This window comes from Dehalobacter sp. TeCB1 (assembly GCF_001707455.1).
GTDB classification, from domain to species: Bacteria; Bacillota; Desulfitobacteriia; order Desulfitobacteriales; family Syntrophobotulaceae; genus Dehalobacter; species Dehalobacter restrictus.
Window position 1 is genome coordinate 144,574 of sequence record NZ_MCHF01000067.1, and the last position, 20,801, is coordinate 165,374.

The window sequence follows — 20,801 nt, forward strand, 5'->3', positions numbered from 1 at the left end:
ATTCTATTTATCCGTGCTGTCCTTGTTGTTAGTGCTGTCTTGGGCGTCTTGTACTTCTACAGTTTGAGATTCAATTTGCTCGGGCACTGCAGCAGGGGATTCAGCCTGGTCCTCAGATACGGTATCTTCAGCTGCGGTATTAACGGTGTTTGTATTTACCACTGCGGGTTCAGCATGGACCACGGTTTCACTGTTGGAACATGAACAGAAGTATCCGGTGATTTTTTGATTGATGAGAGCTGCAGCGTACAGGACTACGGCAATGCCAAGGATGCTAAGCGGCTGGAAGATTCCAGGGAGCAGTTGACCGGGAATCAATTCCTTGGCGACCATTTCATATGGATAGCCTTGCGTGGTATACTGCGAAATGGTGTTGTTGAAATACAAAATATTATTGACTAAAAGTGCAACAGCGATAAGAGCAATAAAAGCAGATGCGATATACATGAAAATCGAACTTCCGGGGAGTTTTTTTCTTGACTGGGATTTCTTTTGTTGTTTCATAAAAGATATTTCTCCTTTTGCCTACCACGGCGTTAATTGTTTTGCAGACCTTTATTTATTTTAAAAAGGTTCCTACTGGTAATATAGACATTAATTCTTAGAATTATATTAATGTAGAGCTTACACTATTCATTTTTGATTTTATACTGTATAATTGTACGAAGAGCCAAGCATCCTCATTGTTCCAAAACATTGACTATGAGGGGATTTCCAATTGGGGAGATTCAGGCAGCATTTATACGTAAAGGTAAATTTAATTGAAGATAATTGGGGGCATAATGATGATTAGTGTTACGAGGCTGCTATTTGATACGGAATATTTCGGGGATTCCCTGCGTTATAGCAGGCATGCTCATGGGGCTAAAAACGGAGCAACAGGTAGTTCAGGACCGGTGGTTGTTTGGAATTCGACGCGAACCTGCAATTTGCAGTGCGTCCATTGTTATATGGACTCAGATTCGCAGAAATATAACGGAGAACTGACGACGGAAGAAGCGAGGAGTTTCATTGATGATTTAGCGGAGTTTCACGTTCCTGTCCTGCTTTTTTCAGGCGGGGAGCCTTTGATGCGGCCCGACTTTTTTGAACTTGCCGCCTATACTGCTCAGAAAGGAATCAGACCAACTTTATCTACGAACGGTACGTTGATAACACCGGAAGCTGCCCGGCGCATCAAAGAAATCGGTGTAGGTTATGTTGGGGTATCGCTTGACGGTCTGAGAGCGGTGAATGACAAGTTTAGGGGCAGAGAAGGAGCTTTTGCGGCTGCTATGGGAGGAATCCGGAACTGTGTGGAGGCGGGTCAGCGCGTTGGTCTGCGCTTTACGATTAACCGTCATAATTATGAGGAACTGGATCGTATCTTTGATTTTATTGAAGCAGAAAAAATTGACCGTGTTTGTTTTTATCATTTGGTATACTCCGGACGGGGCAAGCAAATGGTCGCTGATGATATTACACCCGAAGAGTCGAGACAGGCGCTCGATACCATTATCCGCAGAACAAGAGACTTTGAAAAACGCGGATTGCACAAGGAAATCCTGACAGTTGATAATCACGCCGACGGTGTTTATCTCTATTTGCGGGCTTTATGTGAAGATCCGGCCAGAGCGGAGAAAATAAAGACACTCATCGGCTGCAATGGCGGAAATCGTTCTGGGATTGCGTTTGGAGAGGTTGATCCTTCAGGGAATGTACATCCGGATCAGTTTACGCAGCATATCTCGTTTGGCAATGTCCGAGAGAGAAAGTTCGGAGATATCTGGACTGACTTGAGCCAACCAGTGCTGGCAGGTTTGAAAGACCGTAAACCACTTCTCAAAGGGCGATGTGCCGAGTGCCGGTATTTAGATTTCTGCAACGGCAATTTCCGCACCAGGGCAGAGGCTGTGACAGGCGATTTTTGGGAATCTGATCCGGCCTGTTACTTAACGGATGAAGAGATCGGGAAAAAAACTGCAATTAATGATTGACGTTAGGAGAGGAAGAAGAATATGATTGTCTCTTGGAATACGACAAATGCCTGCAACATGTATTGTGATCACTGTTACCGCGATGCCGGATGCAGGGCCGAGGAGGAACTCAACACGGCTGAGGCCAGGACACTGCTGGAACAAATCACCAAAGCAGGGTTTAAGATAATGATTTTTAGCGGCGGTGAACCGCTCATGCGCCCAGATATTGTTGAACTAGTCGCCTATGCCAAAGAACTTGGTTTACGGCCTGTCTTCGGAACCAATGGTTCTTTGTTGACGGAAGATCTTGCCGCGAAGCTTAAAAAAGCCGGCGCCATGGGGATGGGAATTTCCCTTGATTCAATGGATCGAAAAAAGCAGGATGATTTCCGTCGCTATGACGGAGCCTGGAATCAGGCTGTGCAAGGTATGCGCAATTGCAAGGCAGTGGGGCTTCCTTTCCAGGTGCATACAACAGTGATGGACTGGAATGCACATGAACTTGAAACACTTACGGATTTTGCGGTCCGGGAAGGAGCAGTGGCGCATCATTTTTTCTTTCTGGTGCCGACAGGTCGGGCAGTGTCTATAGAAGAAGAGTCCTTAAGGGCGGAAGCTTACGAAGAAGTGCTGACCAGGATCATGAAGAAGCAGCAAACCGTTGATATTGAACTGAAACCAACCTGTGCACCGCAGTTTATGCGAATTGCCAAACAGATGGGGGTAAACACTCGGTTCAGCCGCGGCTGTCTGGCCGGAACAGCATATTGCATTATCAGTCCGAAGGGTCAGGTGCAACCCTGTGCGTATTTGAATCTGCCTCTCGGTGATGTCCGGGACACACCTTTTGATGAAATATGGCGCAGCAATCCGGTTTTGCAAGAACTGCGCACGCTGGCGTATAAAGGTGGGTGTGGCAGCTGCGGGTATAAAAAAGCCTGCGGAGGCTGCCGGGCTCGTGCTGCTTTTTATGAAAATGGAGACTACATGGCTGAAGAGCCCTGGTGTTTATACCACGGACGCAAGGGGGTCAGTTGCTAAATGGAGACAAAGGACCGGATTTTGCTGACCAGAATCCAGGCGGCCTTCCCGGTTGAGGAACGTCCTTATCAGGTTTTGGGAGAAATGCTGGGGCTAAATGAAGAAGAAACATGGCAGCGGGTTAACCAGTTTCGGCAGAAAGGAATGATCCGGCGGATAGGCGGAGTCTTTGATTCTCGTCGTCTTGGGTATTTCAGCACGCTTTGCGCGGCTAAGGTCCCGGAAGAAAAAATATCCGTTCTTGCGGATTTTTTAATGGAAATCCCGGGAGTTACGCATAATTATTTGCGGGATCATCGTTACAATATGTGGTTTACGGTCATCTCCCGGTCGCAGGCCGGGCTGATGCAGATTTTAGAACAGGCAAAGAACATTTTGGGAAGTCCCGAAGTTTACAGCCTTCCCGCTACCAGGCTGTTCAAGATTGGCGTGCTGTTTGACCTGGAAAAGCGTACAAATAATAAGCTGCCCATTGCGAATACCGGGTATTCGTCTCCGGAAGGGCAGCCGGCTTTTCAGGCAGGGGAAGGGGATAAGGCCTTAATCCGCATTTTGCAGGGTGATTTGAATCCGTCGCTTTGTCCTTTCTCTGAGGCAGCTTCCAGACTGGGATGGTCAGAAGAAAGTGTCCGGGCAAGAATCCAGGACTATAAGCATGACGGGGTGCTGCGACGTTTTGGTGCCATCCTGTATCACCGGAAAGCTGGATTTACTTCAAATGCGATGGGGGTATGGGTTGTTCCAGAAGCGCAGATTGAAGAAACCGGCCACATCATGGCCGCCTTTAAGGAAGTAAGCCATTGCTACCAACGCCCTGATCTTCCGGATTGGCCATATAATCTATTTACCATGATCCATGGGCATTCGCCGTCGGAGTGCAGAAAAACGATGGAGAGAATTTCTAAGGTTACAGGCATACGACGATATGAGATGCTGTTCAGTCATGCTGAATTGAAAAAGACAAGCATGGAATATTTCAGGGAAGAAGAGTAAAAAAGCATAAAGAATGAGGGGCGCAACGGGACTTAAGTTCTGTTGCGCCCCTCATTCTTTATGCTTTTTTATTGATCTGTGTCTGTTGTCCGGTGATTATCTGTCGGTATCTTTCTTCAGATTAGAGTAAAAACTGAATTAATACACAAAATAAACGGATAGAATAAATTTGGACGGTAATGGCGGGATGTTTGACCAGCTTATCACAAAAATACGCAGTAAGAACACAGGAAAAGAAAAACCTTTACTTGATGAACAATCCCAAGCCGGGAAGCCTCTGTCAAGCGCAATTGAGCATAACCAGCAAGCCCTGCAGCAGATTTTTGAAAAATGTTCGGATATTTCTTTCAGAGAATTTCAGCTGCACTCTACCAAAAAAATCAAAGCGTTTATTGTCTACTCAGACAGCCTGTGTAAGCCTGAAATTATTAATGACGCAATTTTAAAACCGATCATGCTGGAGGTTTCTGCAAGGACAGAAAATCTTCAAACAAAAGCAGATCTTATTACGAACACAGCCCTATATACGGACACGAATCTCGAAACAAACGCCGGTGATATGCCCGGTATCATCCTTCAACATCTGCTAACTAATTACAAAGCCGATACGTTGTCTCTGGTCTCCGAGGCAGCAAACGCTGTGCTGGAGGACAATCTCGTTTTGATTGTTGACGGGTATCCGATTGGCATTAAAGCTTCTGTCCAGGGGTATAACATCAGACAGATCAATGAGCCGACGACCGAACCGAACATTCGCGGGCCTAGGGATGGTTTCGTGGAAAATCTGGGAACAAACTTAAGTCTTTTGAGACGCAGGATCCGGACCAGCCGTCTGAAGGCCGAGAACATGACAGTCGGAACGTTGTCCAAAACGAAGGTTAATATTTGCTATATCCAGGGTGTAGCGAACGAAAAGGTTGTAGCTGAAGTCAAATCGCGTATTGAAAGGATCACGATCGACAATGTTCTGGACAGCAGTTATATTGAAGAATTTATTTCCGATGAGCCAATTAGTCTGTTTCCACTTGTACAGTATACAGAACGTCCGGACAAGGCGGCAGCTTCGCTGTTTGAAGGCAGAATTGCCATTATCGTCGACAATTCACCCTCAGTATTAATCGTTCCATGTACTTTTATAGCATTGATACAGGCCTCTGAGGATTATTATTACAGTGCGTTGTTTGGTTCTTTTGCACGAATAGGCCGCTTCATCGCAATTAATATCGCTTTACTGGTTCCTGCAATTACAGTTGCAGCGTTTTCTATCAATCAGGCGCTTATTCCGATATCCCTTCTAAATACGGTGGCCGGAGCCAGGGAAAGTCTTCCACTGCCCATTTCTATGGAAATATTTTTAATGGAACTGGTTTTTGAACTTCTGCGGGAAGCTGGTGTACGGTTGCCTAGGACTGTTGGCCAGGCAGTCAGTACGGTAGGGGGTTTGGTGATCGGGCAGGCCGCAGTCGATGCCGGGATTGTCAGTCCGACTTCAGTGGTAGTTGTTGGTCTGACAGCGATTGCTTCGTTTACGTTTCCGGATTACAATGTCGGGACCAGCATCCGGATCATCCGTTTTAGTTTAATTATCATGGCCAGTGTTTTTGGAATTGTGGGAATTATCTTTGGACTGATGATTCTGCTTACCCATCTTTGCAGTCTGCGTTCTTTTGGGGTACCGTATTTGTCGCCCATCGCGCCGCTGACACCGCAGGATCTGAAAGATACCGTTATCCGGGTACCTTGGTGGGCAATGATTACCCGGCCCAGGTTCTTCGGAGACAAGGAACCTCTGCGCAGCGATGCTAATCAGTTGAAGCAGAAACTTAAAAAGAGGGGGAATAGAAAATAGGCAAGGAACGAATATCTGGTACGCAGACCGCGATGCTGCTGTTTATTGTAATGACCTCAACCGCAATCTTGTTTATTCCGGGATTAACTGCGGTGACAGCCAAACAAAATGCCTGGCTAGTAAGCCTGGGGGCAGGGATATCTTCTTTTGGCATATTGATCATTTCGGCCAAGCTGGCACAGCGGTTTCCGGGGCTCACAATAGCAGAATATCTGCCGCTCATTGTAGGGAAAATCGGAGGCAGGGTGCTGGCTGTTTCCTATATCCTATTTTTTACTGTCCTAAATATCCTCGTTGTCAGGGAAACTTCGGAATTTTTAACCGTATCCGCTTTAATTGGAACACCGGGCATTCCTATCAATTTGGTATTTGTACTTATTTGCTGGTATTCTGCGCAAAAAGGGATTGAAGTGATCGCACGGATGAACCAATTCATCCTGCCTCTATTTTTATTTGCTTATCTAATGGCCTGTATCTTGGCGATTCCGAAAGCAGATCCAAGCAGTTTGCTCCCTATTTTGGAAGACGGGATAAGTCCGGTGATACAGAATATATGGATACCGGTTCAATGGTATGGCGAGATTGCCGTGTTACTGATGTTAATCCCTCTGATGAATAAACCTCAGGAAGTGCTGAGAAAGGCATCCTACGCAGTTATTAGCGCAATGCTTTTGTTGACTTTTGGATCGCTGGTTGTACTGACTGTCTTAGGGGCGGATGTCGCCGGTCAAATGATCTTCCCAATATGGTTTACTGCGAAAACAATTGAATACGGGAATTACATTCAACGTGTAGAATTATTGGCGTTGCCGTTATGGCTGACCGGGATCATGGTCAAATCCTCTCTGCTTTTTTATGTAACGATACTCGCAGTCAAACAGTCAGTCAGCAGAAAGTACCCCAAACTTATTGCCGCTTCAGTGATGGTCATCGTATTCTCAGGGGCAACGTTCCTTGTACCCAACACCATGGCGCTGCTGGAATTTCTGACAACATACTGGCCGTCCGTATCTTTGTTATTTGAAGTTATACTGCCGTTGCTACTGCTTGCCATTACATTAATCAGAAAGAAAAAAGGAGGTTGTATGCAGTGACATCAAAAGCAAAAGGATATGCCCGGATGATTCTTTTGATGCTTAGTTTGCTTTTCCTTTCAGGCTGTTGGAGTAGAAATGAGGTTGAGGATTTGGCTATGCTGACTGGCGGGGCGATCGATTACTCGTCCGAAAAAGCTCAGGAAAAGTATGAGGGTCAATGGCTAATCATTAGTCCGCCCAGCTCCAGTAATTCAGACGGTGGTGCGTCTTCCAGCAAATCTACGGATATGGTGTTTAAAGGGGAAGGTGAAACATTTTTGGAAAGCACAACGGGTCTGAATAAACAGCTGCCGCGTTTGCAGACCAGCAGCCATGCAATATTTATCATTTACGGGGAGAATATGGCTAAGGAAGTGACGGCCAAGGTGACGGAAAACTTCCTGCGTTATCCTGAAAGCAGACCCAATGAATGGTTATTTGTGACCAAAGGAAATGCTGGGCTTTTTATTCAGGCCAAGCCGACGCTTGTATCGAATCTTTTTAAGCAGATAAAAAAACAGCAGGAGATTGCACTTCGTACGGGAGTTTCAAGAGGGGTTACCTTTCTGGAATTTTGTCAATGGCTCCTTAGCCCGGACCGGGATCCGGTAGTGCCGCAGATTAAATGGAATGACGAAAATCAAAGCGATAGTCTGCATATTGAAGGCTTTGGCGTATTTCGAAGCGACAAACTTATTGGCTGGCTGGACAGGGATGAGTCTACAGGATACTTGTTTCTCACGCAAGATTTAAAAGACGGGCTAATGACATTTAAGTTTGGATATGGCTCCCAGATGATCTCTTACCAAGTAGGGGCCTCTAAGCATAAAATCAAAGCAGAATTGGTGAATGGAAAACCAGTCTTTCGAATATCAATCCAAACTGTTGGAGCAATTCCTGATAATTCCAATTTCCAGATCTCTACGAAAAGTGCCAGCCAAATGGAAACAGCAGCCGCAGAAAGTGTCCGAGCGAAAGCGTTAAAGACCATCTCAAAAGCCCGTGAATATGATTCGGATTTTTTGGGTTTAATGCAGTATCTGCACCGTCATAAGCCGTCAGCTTGGAAAGAAGTTGGGACTGACTGGCGGAAGGCCTTCCGGGAAGCGGAAATCGAAGTAGAAGTTCAAGCAAAGATTGTAGCGGAAGGGACCTTATCGCAATCCTTTGATCTGAAGGACTAGGAACATTTCAACGTATTCAAAATGGCCTTAAAGATTTTCATGCAAATTAATAGATGTTAAAAAGAACCAGAATGTACTATAATTCCTAATATATAGTTAATATTATCATGCTGCAGGATCGGCTCGGTTCAGACTTATCCGATTTACCGACCTTCTTAGTGAATGATGATATAAAAGGAGAATGCATTAATGAACATGAAATTTATTAAGAAAATACCGACGGCTGAGGAGATTATTGAACAGATACCTTTACCTGAACATATAAAAAAAATAAAACAGGACAGGGACGAGCAGATCAGCAATATTTTAGAAAACAAGGATAACCGCTTTATTCTGATCATCGGACCCTGTTCGGCAGATAATGAGGACTCGGTATGTGAATATATTGGAAAGCTCGCTGTCATGCAGGAAAAAGTCAAGGATAAGATATTGATAATCCCGCGGATCTATACCAACAAGCCCCGTACTACGGGGGAAGGCTATAAGGGGATGGTCCATCAGCCTGACCCGAGCAAAGAACCTGATTTATGCGAGGGGATTATAGCCATTCGTAAGCTCCATATCCGGGCCCTGTCGGAATTCCATATGCCGGCAGCTGATGAAATGCTTTATCCGGAGAACTACACGTATCTTCTCGATGTGCTGGGTTACATTGCAGTTGGTGCCCGCTCTGTGGAGAATCAGCAGCACCGCTTAACCGTCAGCGGCGTATGTACACCGGTCGGCATGAAAAACCCAACGAGCGGGGACATAACGGTTATGCTGAATTCGATTTATGCCGCCCAGCAAGGGCATCATTTTATCTATAACGGCTGGGAAATAGAGACATCTGGTAATCCGCTTGCCCATGCGATCCTAAGAGGGGCTGTGGATTCCTCCGGCAGAAATATCCCGAATTATCATTATGAAGATTTAATCTATGCCGCCTACGAATATGAAAGGCTCGAACTGGTCAATCCAACAATCATTGTGGATACCAACCATGCCAATTCGATGAAGCGCTTCTATGAACAGCCTCGGATCGCGCGGGAAGTTCTGACAAGCAGAACGTATGATCCGCTGTTGAATAAAATGATTAAAGGGCTGATGATTGAGAGCTATCTGGTGGAAGGCAGGCAGGAGATCGGAGCGAATATCTATGGAAAGTCCATTACCGATGCTTGTCTGGGATGGGAGAAAACGGAAGAATTGATTTATAAAATAGCTGAAAACGTTTGAGCTTGGGGGTTTAAGAACCATGCTTTTGGAAGAACAAAGAAAACAGGTCATTGATATTGCCAGACAGGCCCTTCAGTCCGGGTTAATTATGCGGACCATGGGGAATTTCAGCATGCGGGACTCGAAAACAGGCTATGTATGTATAACCCCGAGCGGGATGGATTACTCTGTGGTCAGACCGGAAGATATAGTTGTGATGGATACGCAGCAGATTGTGATCGATGGCAGCCGAAAACCTTCGATTGAAAGCGGGATGCATTGTCTTGCCTACCAGGAAAGACCGGATGTGCTCGGTGTTTGTCATACCCATTCCTGCTTTGCGACAGCCTGGGCCTGTGTGGAGGAACCCTTTCCGCTTGTCTTGGCCGAAATGGCTGCTGTGCTGGGTGGAAAACTTGAAACGGCCCCTTTTTTCCCGATGGGTTCCGAGGAGCTGGCTGAGGCTACGATCCAGACCCTTGGCATACAAAATGCTGTACTGATGAGCAATCATGGCCAGTTGACGGTAGGCCCGACGCTCGACAAAGCCCTGGCCAATGCGCAGCTTGTCGAAGAGGCTGCCAAGATTGCCTGCTATGCAGTCAGTATTGGAAAACCAAAAGCGATTTCTCCCGGGCAGGCCAATTTGCTTCAGCAGTGGATCTCGGAAAATTACGGACAGTAGAGAACAAAAGAGGGAAAACAATGAAGGTAGACCAAACGAACATGATAAACCGTTTCGGTGAATTTAAAGATAAAAAATTAGAGAAGGAGTACGAAGAGTCTGAGTTAATTGTTTTATTTAAATATCTCCGGCCAATCGTACTTCTTCTGGGAATCCTATATTTCCTTTTTGTTATTCCGGACTTCTATTTTGTGAAGAACCCGAAAGCATTTCAATTGATATTTCTGGTAAGAGCCGTCTATTTGATCTTGATAGGTATATTTTTTTTCAGAATGAAATCCATAAAAAAGTATTCAACGCTGTGTTTCTGGGTTACGCTTTATGAAGTAATGGCGTCTGTTGTATTTATTTTTGTCTTTTACCAATATGAATCTCCGGATTTTTTTATTCAAGCTTTTGGTATTATCGCGATTATTTTAGCGGTTTGTTTAGTCCCGAACCGTTGGATCAATATGATCATGGTCTCCGTATTTACTGCGGTCACTTTTTTTGCTGCTTCGATCTATTTCTTGGAGCAAATGGATGCTTCGGATTTTTCCGCGGTAATTTTTTATATCTTATTAGTGGCGGCCCTGAGCAGTAGCGCTTCATTTAGGACCCACCTTTTTAAAAGAATTCATTTCCTTAACGGCAGAGATCTGATCCAACTGTCTATTAGAGATCCGTTAACCGGGATCTATAACAGGTTGAAATTTGATGATGAGCTTGATAAATGGATATCCTATGCGAAAAGATATCCTTGTGATCTTTCACTTATGATTTTCGACATTGACTATTTTAAGAAAATTAACGATTGCTTTGGACATTTAACTGGGGATAAGGTTCTGACGGAGGTCACGGATCTGGTCAGAGGAATGATAAGAGAAACAGATATCTTTGCCCGCTGGGGAGGCGAGGAATTCGTTATTCTGCTACCGAATACCCATAAGAGTGAGGCTGTGGAAATAACAGAAAGAATAAGAAAGAGGATATCAGGCTATGATTTCACTTCCGGCCATCTAACCTGCAGTTTCGGAGTAGATTCTTGGCGCAAGGAAGAAGAACGGGACAATTTTGTGCAGCGTGTTGACACGCTATTGTTGAATGCCAAGGAGATGGGTAAAAACAATGTACAAAGTGACGATGTCCATTTAAAAAAGCCAACATTGCTCACTGAATGAACACGGTCATTCGACCATTATAGGAGGAAAGATATGTCGGACTTTGAAAATATTTTGGGTAATGTTAAAACCTGGGTAAGAGAAGTCGGTAATCTTCAGAAAAAAAACTTCCGCAAGGAGAATCTTTATATCGAAACGAAGTCGACAGAAGTAGATTTGGTAACGGAGGTCGACAAGCTTTCGGAAGATTATTTTCTGAAAGCGATTCAGGATAAATACCCCAGCCACAGCATTCTGTCTGAGGAATCCGGGGTGCATCAGAACAAGGATTCGAATTATCTATGGATTATTGATCCGCTGGATGGAACGACGAATTACGCGCAGGGCCTGCCGGTCTTTGCGGTATCGGTGGCACTTCAATATAAGAAAAAAACGGTTCTGGGCGTTGTTTATTTGCCGATGCTGGATCTGCTTTTTGAAGCGGTGGTCGGTCAGGGAGCCAGCCTGAACGGCAAAAGAATAAACGTTGCTGCTAAATCCAGGTTAAAGGAATGCCTGCTGTCTACCGGTTTCCCATATGACCAGTCTGAAAATCCGGACAACAATACGAACTATTTTGCATTCTTTGTGCCCAGATCGAGGGGGATGCGCAGAATCGGCTCCGCAGCCTATGACCTTGCCAATGTGGCCGCAGGAATCATTGACGGCTATTGGGAACTGAATCTAAGTCCCTGGGATGTTGCCGCGGGCATTCTGCTTGTTGAGGAAGCAGGCGGGAAAGTCGCGCTTCTTGAGAAAAAGAGAGGGATATCCCTGATTGCAGGGAATGAAAATATTGTTGGCCAGATCTTTCAAGGAATGTCTTCGGTTGACCAGCAAGGTATCAGTTGATGACTTTGAACCATTCAAAACCCTTGAGCAGAGGATTGCTGCCCTCACTCCTGAATGTGTTCTAATTTATTTTGCGCAGGACTGTCAATGATCTCACCTTCGTAGGTAAAACGGGATCCATGGCAGGGGCAGTCCCAGGATGCTTCAGCTGAATTCCACTGCAATTCACATCCCAGATGGGTGCAGGTCGTGTCGACAATATGCAGGGCCCCTTGCTGGTCGCGATAAGCACCTGCTCGTTGGCCGTCATGTTCGATGATTTTGCCTTCGCCTCTGGGAATTTCCGCTATGCCCGGGACGGATGACAGTTTGCCGGAAATCAGGTGTTTGGCAACGTTCAGGTTTTCCTGGACAAAGTTTTTGGCTGAGGCGACCGGCGTAAAGCGGGAAGGGGAATACACATTCATCCAGGGGCTGTAGCCGTTTAGGATCAGGTCCCGGAAAATAAGAGCGGCGGCCGTACCTGTGGTCATTCCCCATTTGCCGAACCCTGTAGCGACGTAGACATCAGGCGTATCGGTCGTGAGATTACCGATATAAGGGACTTCATCCATCGTCGTATAATCCTGTGTAGACCACCGGTAAGGGATATCCTCAACCTCAAAAAGCTGCCTGGCAAAATCTCTGAGTTTTAGGTAATGATTGTGGGTATCTTCTCCCTGCCCCGTCTTGTGATGTTCGCCGCCAACAATTACCAAATTGTTTTCCTTGTCGTGTTGAGAACGTAGGGAACGGGTCGGGTCTTCAGCAGAAATATACATGCCTCCGGGATAATCTCCTTTGATTCTGACACCTAAAGCATAAGAACGTTCGGGATAGAGTCTCGTGAAAAATAAGCCCATAGCCTCATAAAAAGGGTAATGAGACGCAATAATCACCTTTGATGCAGCAATTCTTGCCCCGTTATCGGTGAGCACCAAACAAGGTGTGCCTTGCTGAATGTCAACAGCTTTGGTTTGTTCGAAAATATGACTGCCGTTTCCGGGTATTTCCTTAGCGAGTGCGAGCAAATATTTTCGCGGATGAAACTGAGCCTGGTCATCAAAACATACAGCGCCTTTAATCGGGAACGGAAGAGGGATTTCTGACAGGAAAGAAGCCCTGATGCCGAAAAGGTCAGCAATTTTCGCTTCTTCCATAATTTCCGGAACATATCGATCCTGCTGCGTAAAAACATAGGCGCTTTGCCGCATAAAATCGCAGTCTATGTTGTTATCCTGAATCAGTCCGGCAATCAACTGTAGGGCAATTTCATTGGCTTGCGCATACTGCCGGGTTTTTTCTTCCCCAAACTTTTTCTGCAGCTTTGCATAGATTAAGGAATGCTGTGAAGTAATCTTGGCGGTCGTATGACCTGTAGTCCCCTGAAGAATGCGGTCGGCCTCAAGGACAACCACCTTATAGCCTTCCTTTTTTAAAAGAAAAGCAGAAGTAATCCCTGCGATTCCGCCGCCAATGACTGCAATATCGGCTTCAACATCCTCATTCAGAGCCGGATACTCGGTCCGGGGTGTCGAAGCCATCCAGTAAGACTGGGGCACTCTTCGGAAATCTGTCGGATAATTTTCCATCGGTTTATCCTCCTGAAAGTGAATAATCTTTGAATCTTACGGTATTATCTTTAGCAGATGAAATAAAAATATCCAATGACCCGGCAATCGTGTAAAATAGTCTTATGATAAGCGACGAAGGAGATACATCGGTGGAAGCATATGATGTGAAGGTGCTCGCAGAACTGAAAAAATGGCAGAGAAAAATGACCAGGAACGCATCGCTGACGGACAGGGTAGCAAAAAATATTCAGAACAGAACGAACAGGCTGATTCCGGATAAAGGTCATGAAATCATTACAGCTGCGATCAAAAATATGGTGGGGGCTGTTTTGACAGGATCCGAATTTACGACAAGAGAACCGCTTAAAAATATTGACCTGAAGGAACGGGACAGACTTGCTTTGGCTAAAATCAGCGTCTACAAAAAAACGGCCAGTCTGGAAGGGGCGGGCACAGGAGCAGGCGGCATCTTGCTTGGATTTGCAGATTTTCCTCTGCTCTTAAGCATCAAGATTAAGTTCTTATTTGAGATGGCAAGCATTTATGGATTTGATGTCAAAGATTTAAGGGAAAGACTATATATCCTTCATCTGTTTCAGCTGGCTTTTTCCAGCAGAGAGAAACGGATGCAGGTCTTTCAAAGGATTTTGGACTGGGATGAATACATTTACAGGCATCCGATTTCAATGGAAACAGTTGATTGGCGCACTTTTCAGCAGGAATACAGAGATTATATTGATCTCGCCAAGCTTTTGCAGCTGGTACCTGTCATCGGAGCTTTTGTCGGTGCAGTAGCGAATTACCGGTTGCTTGGGGAACTAGGCGATACGGCTATGAATGGCTACCGTCTGAGATTATTAAAAGATAAGATAGATACTATGATCTGATTACAAAACCCGATAATTCAATTCGATTATGCTATAGATTAAATCATAACGGAAAATATACCGATATGAATTTGGCGCAGAAAAGGAGGATACGAATGAAGGAACCCGCTGAACAAGATCGTAACGCTGAACTTGAAGAATGGATATTAATCACTGAAGCCGCGAATGAAATTGAGGCGGATATTATTGAATCGATCCTTGATTCTGAAGAGATTCCCTGCTATAAAAGGTACAATGAAGCCGGGGATTATCTTCGAATCTATATGGGGATGACCAATTTCGGTGTGGAAATCTATATCCCGGGAAATCTGAAGGAAAAGGCGGAAGGCCTTCTGAATTCAATGAATACGCAAGATGACCAGGAATAACAAATATTCTATGCGAGTTTTAAGATTTGTGTTATAACTTAGAGTGTGATAGATAATCATCATTCAATTTATTTTAAAGGGGGAGTTTATCATGCCGCATATCATCGTTAAATTATGGCCGGGCCGAAGTGACGAACAAAAAATAGCCTTAGCCGACAAAATGGCCGAGGCGATGACGGAAATAATGGGAATTCCCGATAATAATATTTCGGTCTCTTTTGAAGAAGTAGCCAAGGAAAAGTGGACCGAAGAGGTTTATAATACCGACATCCTGGACAAAGAAAGTCTGTTGTATAAAAAGCCGGGTTATTAATGTTTAGGAGTGGTGTGAATGCGGAAGGTTAAGATTATAACCGACAGTACCAATGACCTTTCAGCAGAATTGCTTCAAGAATATGATATTGATGTTGTTCCGCTGCATGTTGATTTTGGAGAAGAAACCTACCGGGATGGCATAGACTTAATTCCTGCAAGGCTTTTTCAGCTTGTGGAAGAAAAAAAGTTGCTTCCGAAGACGGCAGCTCCTTCACCGTATGCGTATGCAGAATGTTTTCGGGAATATTTTGATCAGGGGCAGGACATTATTGTGATCACCATTTCTGCTCAGATGTCCTCATCTTACCAAAATGCCGCCCTTGCTGCCTCGGAATTCCCACAGGGAAGAATCTGGGTAATCGATTCCCAAAACCTGTCTACAGGCATAGGAGCTTTGGTGATTACAGCTGCCGAATATGCCCGACAGGGGCTCAAGGCGGAAGAAATTTCGGCAAAGATCCGGGATTCGGTTGCCAAGGTCCATGTGAGCTTTGTGATCGATACGCTGGAATATCTTTATAAAGGTGGCAGGTGCAATGTTCTGCAGAACCTAATGGGTAGCGTCCTGAAAATCCGGCCGACCATCGGTGTAGAAAATGGGAAAATGCTTGTCGTTGATAAAGTGCGCGGAGAAAAGAAAAAGGCCTTGGATAAATTGATTGAGAATGCCAGGCGGGATTCTGTAGACTCAAAACAAATCTTCATCACCCACTCCCTGGGAAGTGAAGAGGAAGCCATCTACTTGAAGTGCGCGTTGCAGGATATTTATCCGTATAAAGAAATTCTGATTACCAATGCAGGCTGCGTGATTTCCAGTCACTGCGGCCAGAAGACAATCGGTGTGATTTATATCAGAAAATAAAACATTCAAAATTATGGTGCTATTTAGCTGTTTAATCGTAATTACTTAAAAATAGTATTGCTTATGCCAAATATTAATAAAGAAATTATAATTTTGACAAAACGTTTACGAAAATGTAACGAAAGTACTATTAAATTGTAACAAAGACCATTGAAATCATGGTTTGTTTCTAATATAATAAGTTTTAGTTAATAAAGTTAGGAGCAATCATGGAAAAATTATTATTAAAGTATGATGATTATTTTCTTGCAGTAGCCAGACCTATTATCGAGCACGATGAATACCAGAAAATGAAAGTGATCCCGCATCACCATGGCTCAGTCTTTGAGCATTCTCTGGACGTTGCTTACCTGTCTTATAAGATTGCTATGAAGTTCAGACTTGATGTCATTTCGACGATCAGAGGGGCACTTCTTCACGACTTCTACTTATACAAGTTTAAGAAAAGAGAAGACAAGAACCTGCTCGCAGAAAGCTACCGGCATTCACGCAATCATCCGAAGATCGCGGTGAAAAATGCGCAGAAATACTTTGAACTGAACAAAAAAGAACGGGATATCATTTCCAATCATATGTTCCCGGTCGGACTGCCAAGAAGTTATGAAGCCTGGGTAACCACAATCGCAGATAAAAGCCTGGCGCTGACCGAATACACCACGAGAGTATACTGCTTTGCCTATCTGAAACTGTATCTGCATCTGGTTCAAAAATCTGCTTAACGCGAATACATTAAAAAATTTATACTGATAACTTTAAAGTATTCAATAGAATAGAATTAAATAGAATCGAATTAATTAAAATATATAAGAATCTAATAATAATCACCATGATCGACGAAGAATGACACCCACCAGATACAGAATGTTAACCGGTTTGACCGGTTTTTCTGTTTTTGGGACAGAAATAAGCCATGCTGAACAAAAGCCCGACGGTACGGTTGTTTTTGATGAAAGATATGGTAAAATCTGAATAGAACAAAGAGAACGGGGTGTTTTCTTATGACAGTCAAAGAGTTAAATCAGCTCTTAAAGGAAAAGGGCTATAAATTTACCAGCCAAAGACAGTATGTTTTTGAGGTAGTAACGGAAAACCAGGGAAAGCACCTGAACAGTCAGGAGATTTTCGAGCTTGTCCGTAATAGATTTCCCGAAATTGGTGTTGCTACCGTCTACAGGACGCTATCACTGTTGGAAGCGATGGGGCTGATTTACGGTGTTGATTTTGAAGATGGATTCCGCAGGTACGATATCGTGAAAGATGACGAGGAACACCGGCACCACCATTTGATTTGTCTGGAGTGCGGAGCCATTAAAGAAGTCGAGGAAGATTTGCTCGGAACAATTGAAGAAAACATTATGAAGAAGAATAAATTCAAAGTGATTAACCATCGTGTTAAGTTTTATGGTTATTGCGAAAAATGTCTGGCAAAGATCGAACGTGATCAAAGATCATTAACGTAAAAAAATTATGATGTCATAAGGCATGGATGAGGAATAATGGCAGTAAATCAAAAAACGAACGTCGTAAGGATCCTTGAATCAAAAGAGATCTGGCATGAAGTCTATGAATATGAAGTGGAAGACGGACTGATAGACGCTGTATCCGTAGCCCGGAAGATGGGATTTGACCCGGAACGGGTATTTAAAACGCTTGTTACAACCGGAAAAACAACAGGTACCAATGTTTTCATTATCCCTGGAAATTGCGAGCTGAATTTAAAAAAAGCTGCCGAGGCAGCCGGGGACAAAAATATTGAGATGCTTAAATCTAAAGAACTTTTGCCGCTCACTGGCTATATTCACGGCGGCTGTTCCCCTATCGGGATGAAGAAGGATTTTCCGACCTATCTTGAGGAGATGGCCTCGGAATATGATTACATCATTATCAGCGCGGGAAAAATCGGGATGCAAGTGAAACTTGATACGGCGGAACTCGTCAAACTGACGGATGCCAAACTGGCTGACCTTGTATAGTTCATCGGCTTTGTACTTTCTAGAACCGGTTAGAACTTCTCAATTGAGAATTATCCGTAAGAGCATCCTAGTAAGAACAAATCTTTATACTTCGCTATAGTACCGGTGCCAGAAGTCGCGAAATGGACTCTTTAAACTTGATCAGACCGGAACGCTTCGCATATTTTTCGGGCGTCAGTTCGGTACATAAAAGCAGATCTTCATTATAAATTTTACAGAGATTTTCCGAAATGCCGACATCATAAATAAATGCATTGACTTCAAAATTCAGTCGAAAGCTTCTGATGTCAAAATTCGCCGTACCGACAGAAGCTATTTTTTTATCGACCACGATGGTTTTCGAGTGCAGAAAACCGTTATTGTAGATATAGATCTTGGCCCCGGCTTTGATCAGTTCCCCGACAAAGGAATACGTTGCCCAGTAGACAAAAATATGATCCGGTTTGTTCGGGATCATTATTTTTACGTCGACACCGGACAGCGCGGCAATTTTCAGAACTTCGAGGATACTGGAGTCAGGTACAAAATAAGGCGTGTGAATATAGATAGATTTCTTGGCGGAGTTGATCATTTTGATATAACCCTGCTTGATTTCTTCGTGGGGAGAATCCGGGCCGGAGGAGACGATCTGAATACCGCTCGTTCCGACAACTGCTGGTTCCGGATAATACTTCGCCGAATGCTTGATTTTTTCACCTGAAGCAACTTTCCAGTCCAGCAGGAATCTCGTCTGCATACTGAGAACGGCGGTGCCTGTTATTTTGAGGTGAGTATCACGCCAATACCCCATCTTTTTCTTCAGGTTGATGTATTCGTTGCCGACATTGAAGCCGCCGATATAACCTATCTGACCGTCAATGATCACTAGTTTACGGTGGTTTCTGTAATTGAGCCTTAGGTTAATATAACTCAGAAATGAAGGGAAAAATTTTTCGACACTTCCACCGGCATCAATCAGAGGCTGAAAATCATCCTTCCGCAGTTTGTTACCGAAGGAATCAACCAATAGCCTGACTTCAAGGCCTTCTTTGGCTTTTTCGGTCAGAATTTTGATTAATTGCAGCCCCAACGAATCTCTTTTAATAATAAAATACAGAACGTGAATATGGTCTTTGGCTTCGAGGATCGTGCGAAAAAGGTCTTCGAATTTCTTTCTGCCGTTTGTAAATATTTCTACGCTATTGTCCTGGGAAAAGAGTGCCTGGCTCTGAATCTGATGTAGCAGAATCATATCTTTGTAGTTTTCCATCGCTGGGTCATTAAAGGTCAATCTTCCAGACTGAAGATCTTCAATTTCTTTGTTTAAAAGCGCAGCATATTTCAAATGTTCCTCCGCTCCGAGTTGGAACATTTTTTTGCGCGTCAGATTCTGAGAAAACATAAAATATAGAATCGCTCCACCGGCGGGGAACAAAAATAAAACAAGAATCCAGGCCAAGGTGGAGGTTGGATTTCTTCTTTCTAAAAAGATAACGGTACAGGCCAGTAAAATATTGATAATATATAAAACGGTAACAACGTGGGAACTGAGTTCTGTAAAGGATAGTGTCATTATATCGTTCCTCTCAAAAACATCTGTTTATTCTTTTATATCAGAAAGATGTCAAGCTGGCAATTATTTTGTAAAATGGCAAATTTTCATAGAACGGCACAATACTGGGAATAACATGGAGAGGATAAAATATTCCTAATTGGAGGCAAGCCATGACGATTCTTGCACTGCTCACAGCTTGCTTGATTTGGCTGCTGGTTTTAGCGCTGTTCAAAATCAATCTGGTCATCGATTATACTTTCAAAAATTTTAGCAGTATGCTGAAGATACATTATCAAGCTGCATTGTTCCGGTCCAATCTGGAGATAAACATTCCGGCAGAGATGGTCTCGACCGGCTTTCTTTATTTTCTGTTGAACAGCATAGAAAATATACAGCAAAATGACTGCCAGGACAGAAAATCAAAAAATAATGCTGACTCGACCAGAAAACGTTACCGGTTGATAATGCATTTTCTGCGGGAGGTTGTTCGTCATTATGGCTATTCCTCCGCAAGTATCAGACGGCTGCAACAAGGTTTTTCCAAAATCATCCGCTCTTTTTATCGCAAAATGACAGTTCATTCCCTCCAGGCCGAGCTTGAGCTTGGCGGCAGGGATGCTGCTGAGACGGGTTACTTGACGGGAGCCTGCTGGACAGCCTTCGGGTTTATCTCGGCAAGACTGCACAGGTATAACCCACTAAAGCAAGATGACTTTAGATACCGGGTAATTCCGAATTTTACCGAAAATATATTTTTATTTAGACTTTGCTGCATATTAAATCTAAAAAGCAGCCATATTATTTTTACAGGCTATAAATTCCTATTAATGATCTTAAAAAACAGGAGGACTAGGAATTATGGATGAACATCCAATTGAAAATCTGATGCAGACAGCGATGGATAGTATCCAAAAAATGATAAATGTAAACACAGTGATTGGAGACCCGGTCGAAACACCAAGTGGCTCTGTCATTATACCTGTTTCCAGGGTATCCTGCGGTTTTGCAGCCGGCGGCAGCGAATTCTCTTCCGCTGAGGGAGAAAAAGAGGAGGAGAAAAAAAATGAAAACGCTTCCAAGATGCCTTTTGGTGGAGGAAGCGGCGGTGGGGTATCGGTAAAACCTGTAGGTTTTCTGGTTGTAAACCAAAATCAGGTCCGACTGCTTCCGGTCGAAGGAAATATGATTGCAGAACGCATCATTGACGAAATGCCTAATCTAATGGATAAATTGTCCCATATGGTCAATAGAAAGAGATTCCACCGTGAAGACGGGTATGAAGAAAGATGCTAATAAAGTATATATGCCGGCAAACAGCATGTCCCTGATATCGTC

The 20,801-nt window shown here is 44.0% G+C and carries 22 protein-coding genes; 19 read left to right on the plus strand and 3 right to left on the minus strand.

Features of this window, described 5'->3' with window-relative positions; all coding sequences use genetic code 11:
• Positions 1-3: 3 nt before the first annotated feature.
• Positions 4-504 (minus strand): hypothetical protein, encoded by a 501-nt coding sequence (locus tag A7D23_RS15085; RefSeq protein WP_025205834.1) that lies wholly within the window; start codon positions 502-504, stop codon positions 4-6.
• 281 nt (positions 505-785) lie between these two features.
• Here A7D23_RS15085 and nirJ1 point away from each other — a divergent pair, with 281 nt between their 5' ends.
• The 10 genes from nirJ1 to A7D23_RS15135 all read left to right on the plus strand — a co-directional run bounded on the left by nirJ1 (position 786) and on the right by A7D23_RS15135 (position 11,974).
• Positions 786-1,976, plus strand: coding sequence for a putative heme d1 biosynthesis radical SAM protein NirJ1 (gene nirJ1, locus A7D23_RS15090; RefSeq protein ID WP_025205833.1), 1,191 nt, complete (start codon positions 786-788; stop codon positions 1,974-1,976).
• Positions 1,977-1,997: 21 nt separating this feature from the next.
• Entirely contained in the window at positions 1,998-2,999 is a 1,002-nt protein-coding gene (gene nirJ2, locus A7D23_RS15095; protein ID WP_025205832.1) for a putative heme d1 biosynthesis radical SAM protein NirJ2, read from the plus strand.
• Positions 3,000-3,992 (plus strand): Lrp/AsnC family transcriptional regulator, encoded by a 993-nt coding sequence (locus A7D23_RS15100; protein WP_019226422.1) that lies wholly within the window; start codon positions 3,000-3,002, stop codon positions 3,990-3,992.
• Positions 3,993-4,161: 169 nt separating this feature from the next.
• On the plus strand, positions 4,162-5,841 hold the full coding sequence (locus A7D23_RS15105) for a spore germination protein (protein ID WP_019226315.1): 1,680 nt from the start codon (positions 4,162-4,164) through the stop codon (positions 5,839-5,841).
• A gap of 11 nt (positions 5,842-5,852) precedes the next feature.
• Positions 5,853-6,935 (plus strand): endospore germination permease, encoded by a 1,083-nt coding sequence (locus tag A7D23_RS15110; RefSeq protein ID WP_083221944.1) that lies wholly within the window; start codon positions 5,853-5,855, stop codon positions 6,933-6,935.
• Positions 6,932-8,101 carry a Ger(x)C family spore germination protein gene (locus tag A7D23_RS15115; RefSeq protein ID WP_019226317.1) on the plus strand — a complete coding sequence of 390 codons (1,170 nt, stop codon included), beginning with the start codon at positions 6,932-6,934 and terminating at the stop codon, positions 8,099-8,101. The genes A7D23_RS15110 and A7D23_RS15115 overlap by 4 nt, the downstream gene beginning before the upstream one ends.
• Positions 8,102-8,290: 189 nt before the next feature.
• Positions 8,291-9,319, plus strand: coding sequence for a 3-deoxy-7-phosphoheptulonate synthase (locus A7D23_RS15120; RefSeq protein WP_068884397.1), 1,029 nt, complete (start codon positions 8,291-8,293; stop codon positions 9,317-9,319).
• Positions 9,320-9,338: 19 nt separating this feature from the next.
• Positions 9,339-9,983, plus strand: coding sequence for a class II aldolase/adducin family protein (locus A7D23_RS15125; RefSeq protein WP_068884400.1), 645 nt, complete (start codon positions 9,339-9,341; stop codon positions 9,981-9,983).
• A gap of 20 nt (positions 9,984-10,003) precedes the next feature.
• Positions 10,004-11,143, plus strand: coding sequence for a GGDEF domain-containing protein (locus tag A7D23_RS15130; RefSeq protein WP_068884402.1), 1,140 nt, complete (start codon positions 10,004-10,006; stop codon positions 11,141-11,143).
• A 33-nt stretch (positions 11,144-11,176) separates the two neighbouring features.
• Positions 11,177-11,974 (plus strand): inositol monophosphatase family protein, encoded by a 798-nt coding sequence (locus A7D23_RS15135; RefSeq protein WP_019226320.1) that lies wholly within the window; start codon positions 11,177-11,179, stop codon positions 11,972-11,974.
• 44 nt (positions 11,975-12,018) lie between these two features.
• On the opposite strand, the gene A7D23_RS15140 is transcribed toward A7D23_RS15135, so the two are convergent.
• Positions 12,019-13,545, minus strand: a complete 1,527-nt coding sequence (locus A7D23_RS15140) for an FAD-dependent oxidoreductase (protein WP_019226321.1) — start codon at positions 13,543-13,545, stop codon at positions 12,019-12,021.
• A 131-nt stretch (positions 13,546-13,676) separates the two neighbouring features.
• On the opposite strand from A7D23_RS15140, the gene A7D23_RS15145 reads away from it, so the two are divergent.
• The 7 genes from A7D23_RS15145 (at position 13,677) to ybaK (ending at position 17,932) form a co-directional block, all read left to right on the plus strand.
• Complete coding sequence (locus tag A7D23_RS15145) at positions 13,677-14,414, plus strand: EcsC family protein (RefSeq protein WP_019226322.1); 738 nt, start codon at positions 13,677-13,679, stop codon at positions 14,412-14,414.
• A gap of 95 nt (positions 14,415-14,509) precedes the next feature.
• Positions 14,510-14,782, plus strand: a complete 273-nt coding sequence (locus A7D23_RS15150; RefSeq protein WP_019226323.1) for a DUF2007 domain-containing protein — start codon at positions 14,510-14,512, stop codon at positions 14,780-14,782.
• Between the two features lie 91 nt (positions 14,783-14,873).
• Entirely contained in the window at positions 14,874-15,095 is a 222-nt protein-coding gene (locus A7D23_RS15155; protein ID WP_019226324.1) for a tautomerase family protein, read from the plus strand.
• 18 nt (positions 15,096-15,113) lie between these two features.
• Positions 15,114-15,959, plus strand: coding sequence for a DegV family protein (locus A7D23_RS15160; protein WP_019226325.1), 846 nt, complete (start codon positions 15,114-15,116; stop codon positions 15,957-15,959).
• Positions 15,960-16,168: 209 nt separating this feature from the next.
• On the plus strand, positions 16,169-16,678 hold the full coding sequence (locus A7D23_RS15165; protein ID WP_019226326.1) for an HD domain-containing protein: 510 nt from the start codon (positions 16,169-16,171) through the stop codon (positions 16,676-16,678).
• 279 nt (positions 16,679-16,957) lie between these two features.
• Entirely contained in the window at positions 16,958-17,419 is a 462-nt protein-coding gene (locus A7D23_RS15170) for a Fur family transcriptional regulator (RefSeq protein ID WP_019226328.1), read from the plus strand.
• Positions 17,420-17,455: 36 nt separating this feature from the next.
• Positions 17,456-17,932 (plus strand): Cys-tRNA(Pro) deacylase, encoded by a 477-nt coding sequence (gene ybaK / locus A7D23_RS15175; protein WP_019226329.1) that lies wholly within the window; start codon positions 17,456-17,458, stop codon positions 17,930-17,932.
• Positions 17,933-18,026: 94 nt separating this feature from the next.
• Here the strand turns inward: ybaK and cls are convergent, their stop codons facing one another.
• Positions 18,027-19,484 (minus strand): cardiolipin synthase, encoded by a 1,458-nt coding sequence (gene cls / locus A7D23_RS15180; RefSeq protein WP_019226330.1) that lies wholly within the window; start codon positions 19,482-19,484, stop codon positions 18,027-18,029.
• Between the two features lie 152 nt (positions 19,485-19,636).
• Between cls and A7D23_RS15185 the strand changes: the two genes are divergently transcribed.
• Positions 19,637-20,332 carry a DUF2953 domain-containing protein gene (locus A7D23_RS15185; RefSeq protein WP_019226331.1) on the plus strand — a complete coding sequence of 232 codons (696 nt, stop codon included), beginning with the start codon at positions 19,637-19,639 and terminating at the stop codon, positions 20,330-20,332.
• Positions 20,325-20,759 carry a GerW family sporulation protein gene (gene ytfJ / locus A7D23_RS15190; protein WP_015043070.1) on the plus strand — a complete coding sequence of 145 codons (435 nt, stop codon included), beginning with the start codon at positions 20,325-20,327 and terminating at the stop codon, positions 20,757-20,759. The genes A7D23_RS15185 and ytfJ overlap by 8 nt, the downstream gene beginning before the upstream one ends.
• Positions 20,760-20,801 lie beyond the last annotated feature (42 nt).

Coding starts and splice junctions, on each gene's coding strand:
- A7D23_RS15130 (WP_068884402.1), top strand. CDS start 10,004: ATGAAGGTAGACCAAACGAACATGATAAACCGTTTCGGTGAATTTAAA.
- A7D23_RS15185 (WP_019226331.1), top strand. CDS start 19,637: ATGACGATTCTTGCACTGCTCACAGCTTGCTTGATTTGGCTGCTGGTT.
- ytfJ (WP_015043070.1), top strand. CDS start 20,325: ATGGATGAACATCCAATTGAAAATCTGATGCAGACAGCGATGGATAGT.
- A7D23_RS15135 (WP_019226320.1), top strand. CDS start 11,177: ATGTCGGACTTTGAAAATATTTTGGGTAATGTTAAAACCTGGGTAAGA.
- A7D23_RS15150 (WP_019226323.1), top strand. CDS start 14,510: ATGAAGGAACCCGCTGAACAAGATCGTAACGCTGAACTTGAAGAATGG.
- ybaK (WP_019226329.1), top strand. CDS start 17,456: ATGGCAGTAAATCAAAAAACGAACGTCGTAAGGATCCTTGAATCAAAA.
- A7D23_RS15170 (WP_019226328.1), top strand. CDS start 16,958: ATGACAGTCAAAGAGTTAAATCAGCTCTTAAAGGAAAAGGGCTATAAA.
- cls (WP_019226330.1), bottom strand. CDS start 19,484: ATGACACTATCCTTTACAGAACTCAGTTCCCACGTTGTTACCGTTTTA.
- A7D23_RS15160 (WP_019226325.1), top strand. CDS start 15,114: ATGCGGAAGGTTAAGATTATAACCGACAGTACCAATGACCTTTCAGCA.
- A7D23_RS15140 (WP_019226321.1), bottom strand. CDS start 13,545: ATGGAAAATTATCCGACAGATTTCCGAAGAGTGCCCCAGTCTTACTGG.
- nirJ2 (WP_025205832.1), top strand. CDS start 1,998: ATGATTGTCTCTTGGAATACGACAAATGCCTGCAACATGTATTGTGAT.
- A7D23_RS15125 (WP_068884400.1), top strand. CDS start 9,339: ATGCTTTTGGAAGAACAAAGAAAACAGGTCATTGATATTGCCAGACAG.
- A7D23_RS15155 (WP_019226324.1), top strand. CDS start 14,874: ATGCCGCATATCATCGTTAAATTATGGCCGGGCCGAAGTGACGAACAA.
- A7D23_RS15165 (WP_019226326.1), top strand. CDS start 16,169: ATGGAAAAATTATTATTAAAGTATGATGATTATTTTCTTGCAGTAGCC.
- A7D23_RS15120 (WP_068884397.1), top strand. CDS start 8,291: ATGAACATGAAATTTATTAAGAAAATACCGACGGCTGAGGAGATTATT.
- nirJ1 (WP_025205833.1), top strand. CDS start 786: ATGATTAGTGTTACGAGGCTGCTATTTGATACGGAATATTTCGGGGAT.
- A7D23_RS15100 (WP_019226422.1), top strand. CDS start 3,000: ATGGAGACAAAGGACCGGATTTTGCTGACCAGAATCCAGGCGGCCTTC.
- A7D23_RS15085 (WP_025205834.1), bottom strand. CDS start 504: ATGAAACAACAAAAGAAATCCCAGTCAAGAAAAAAACTCCCCGGAAGT.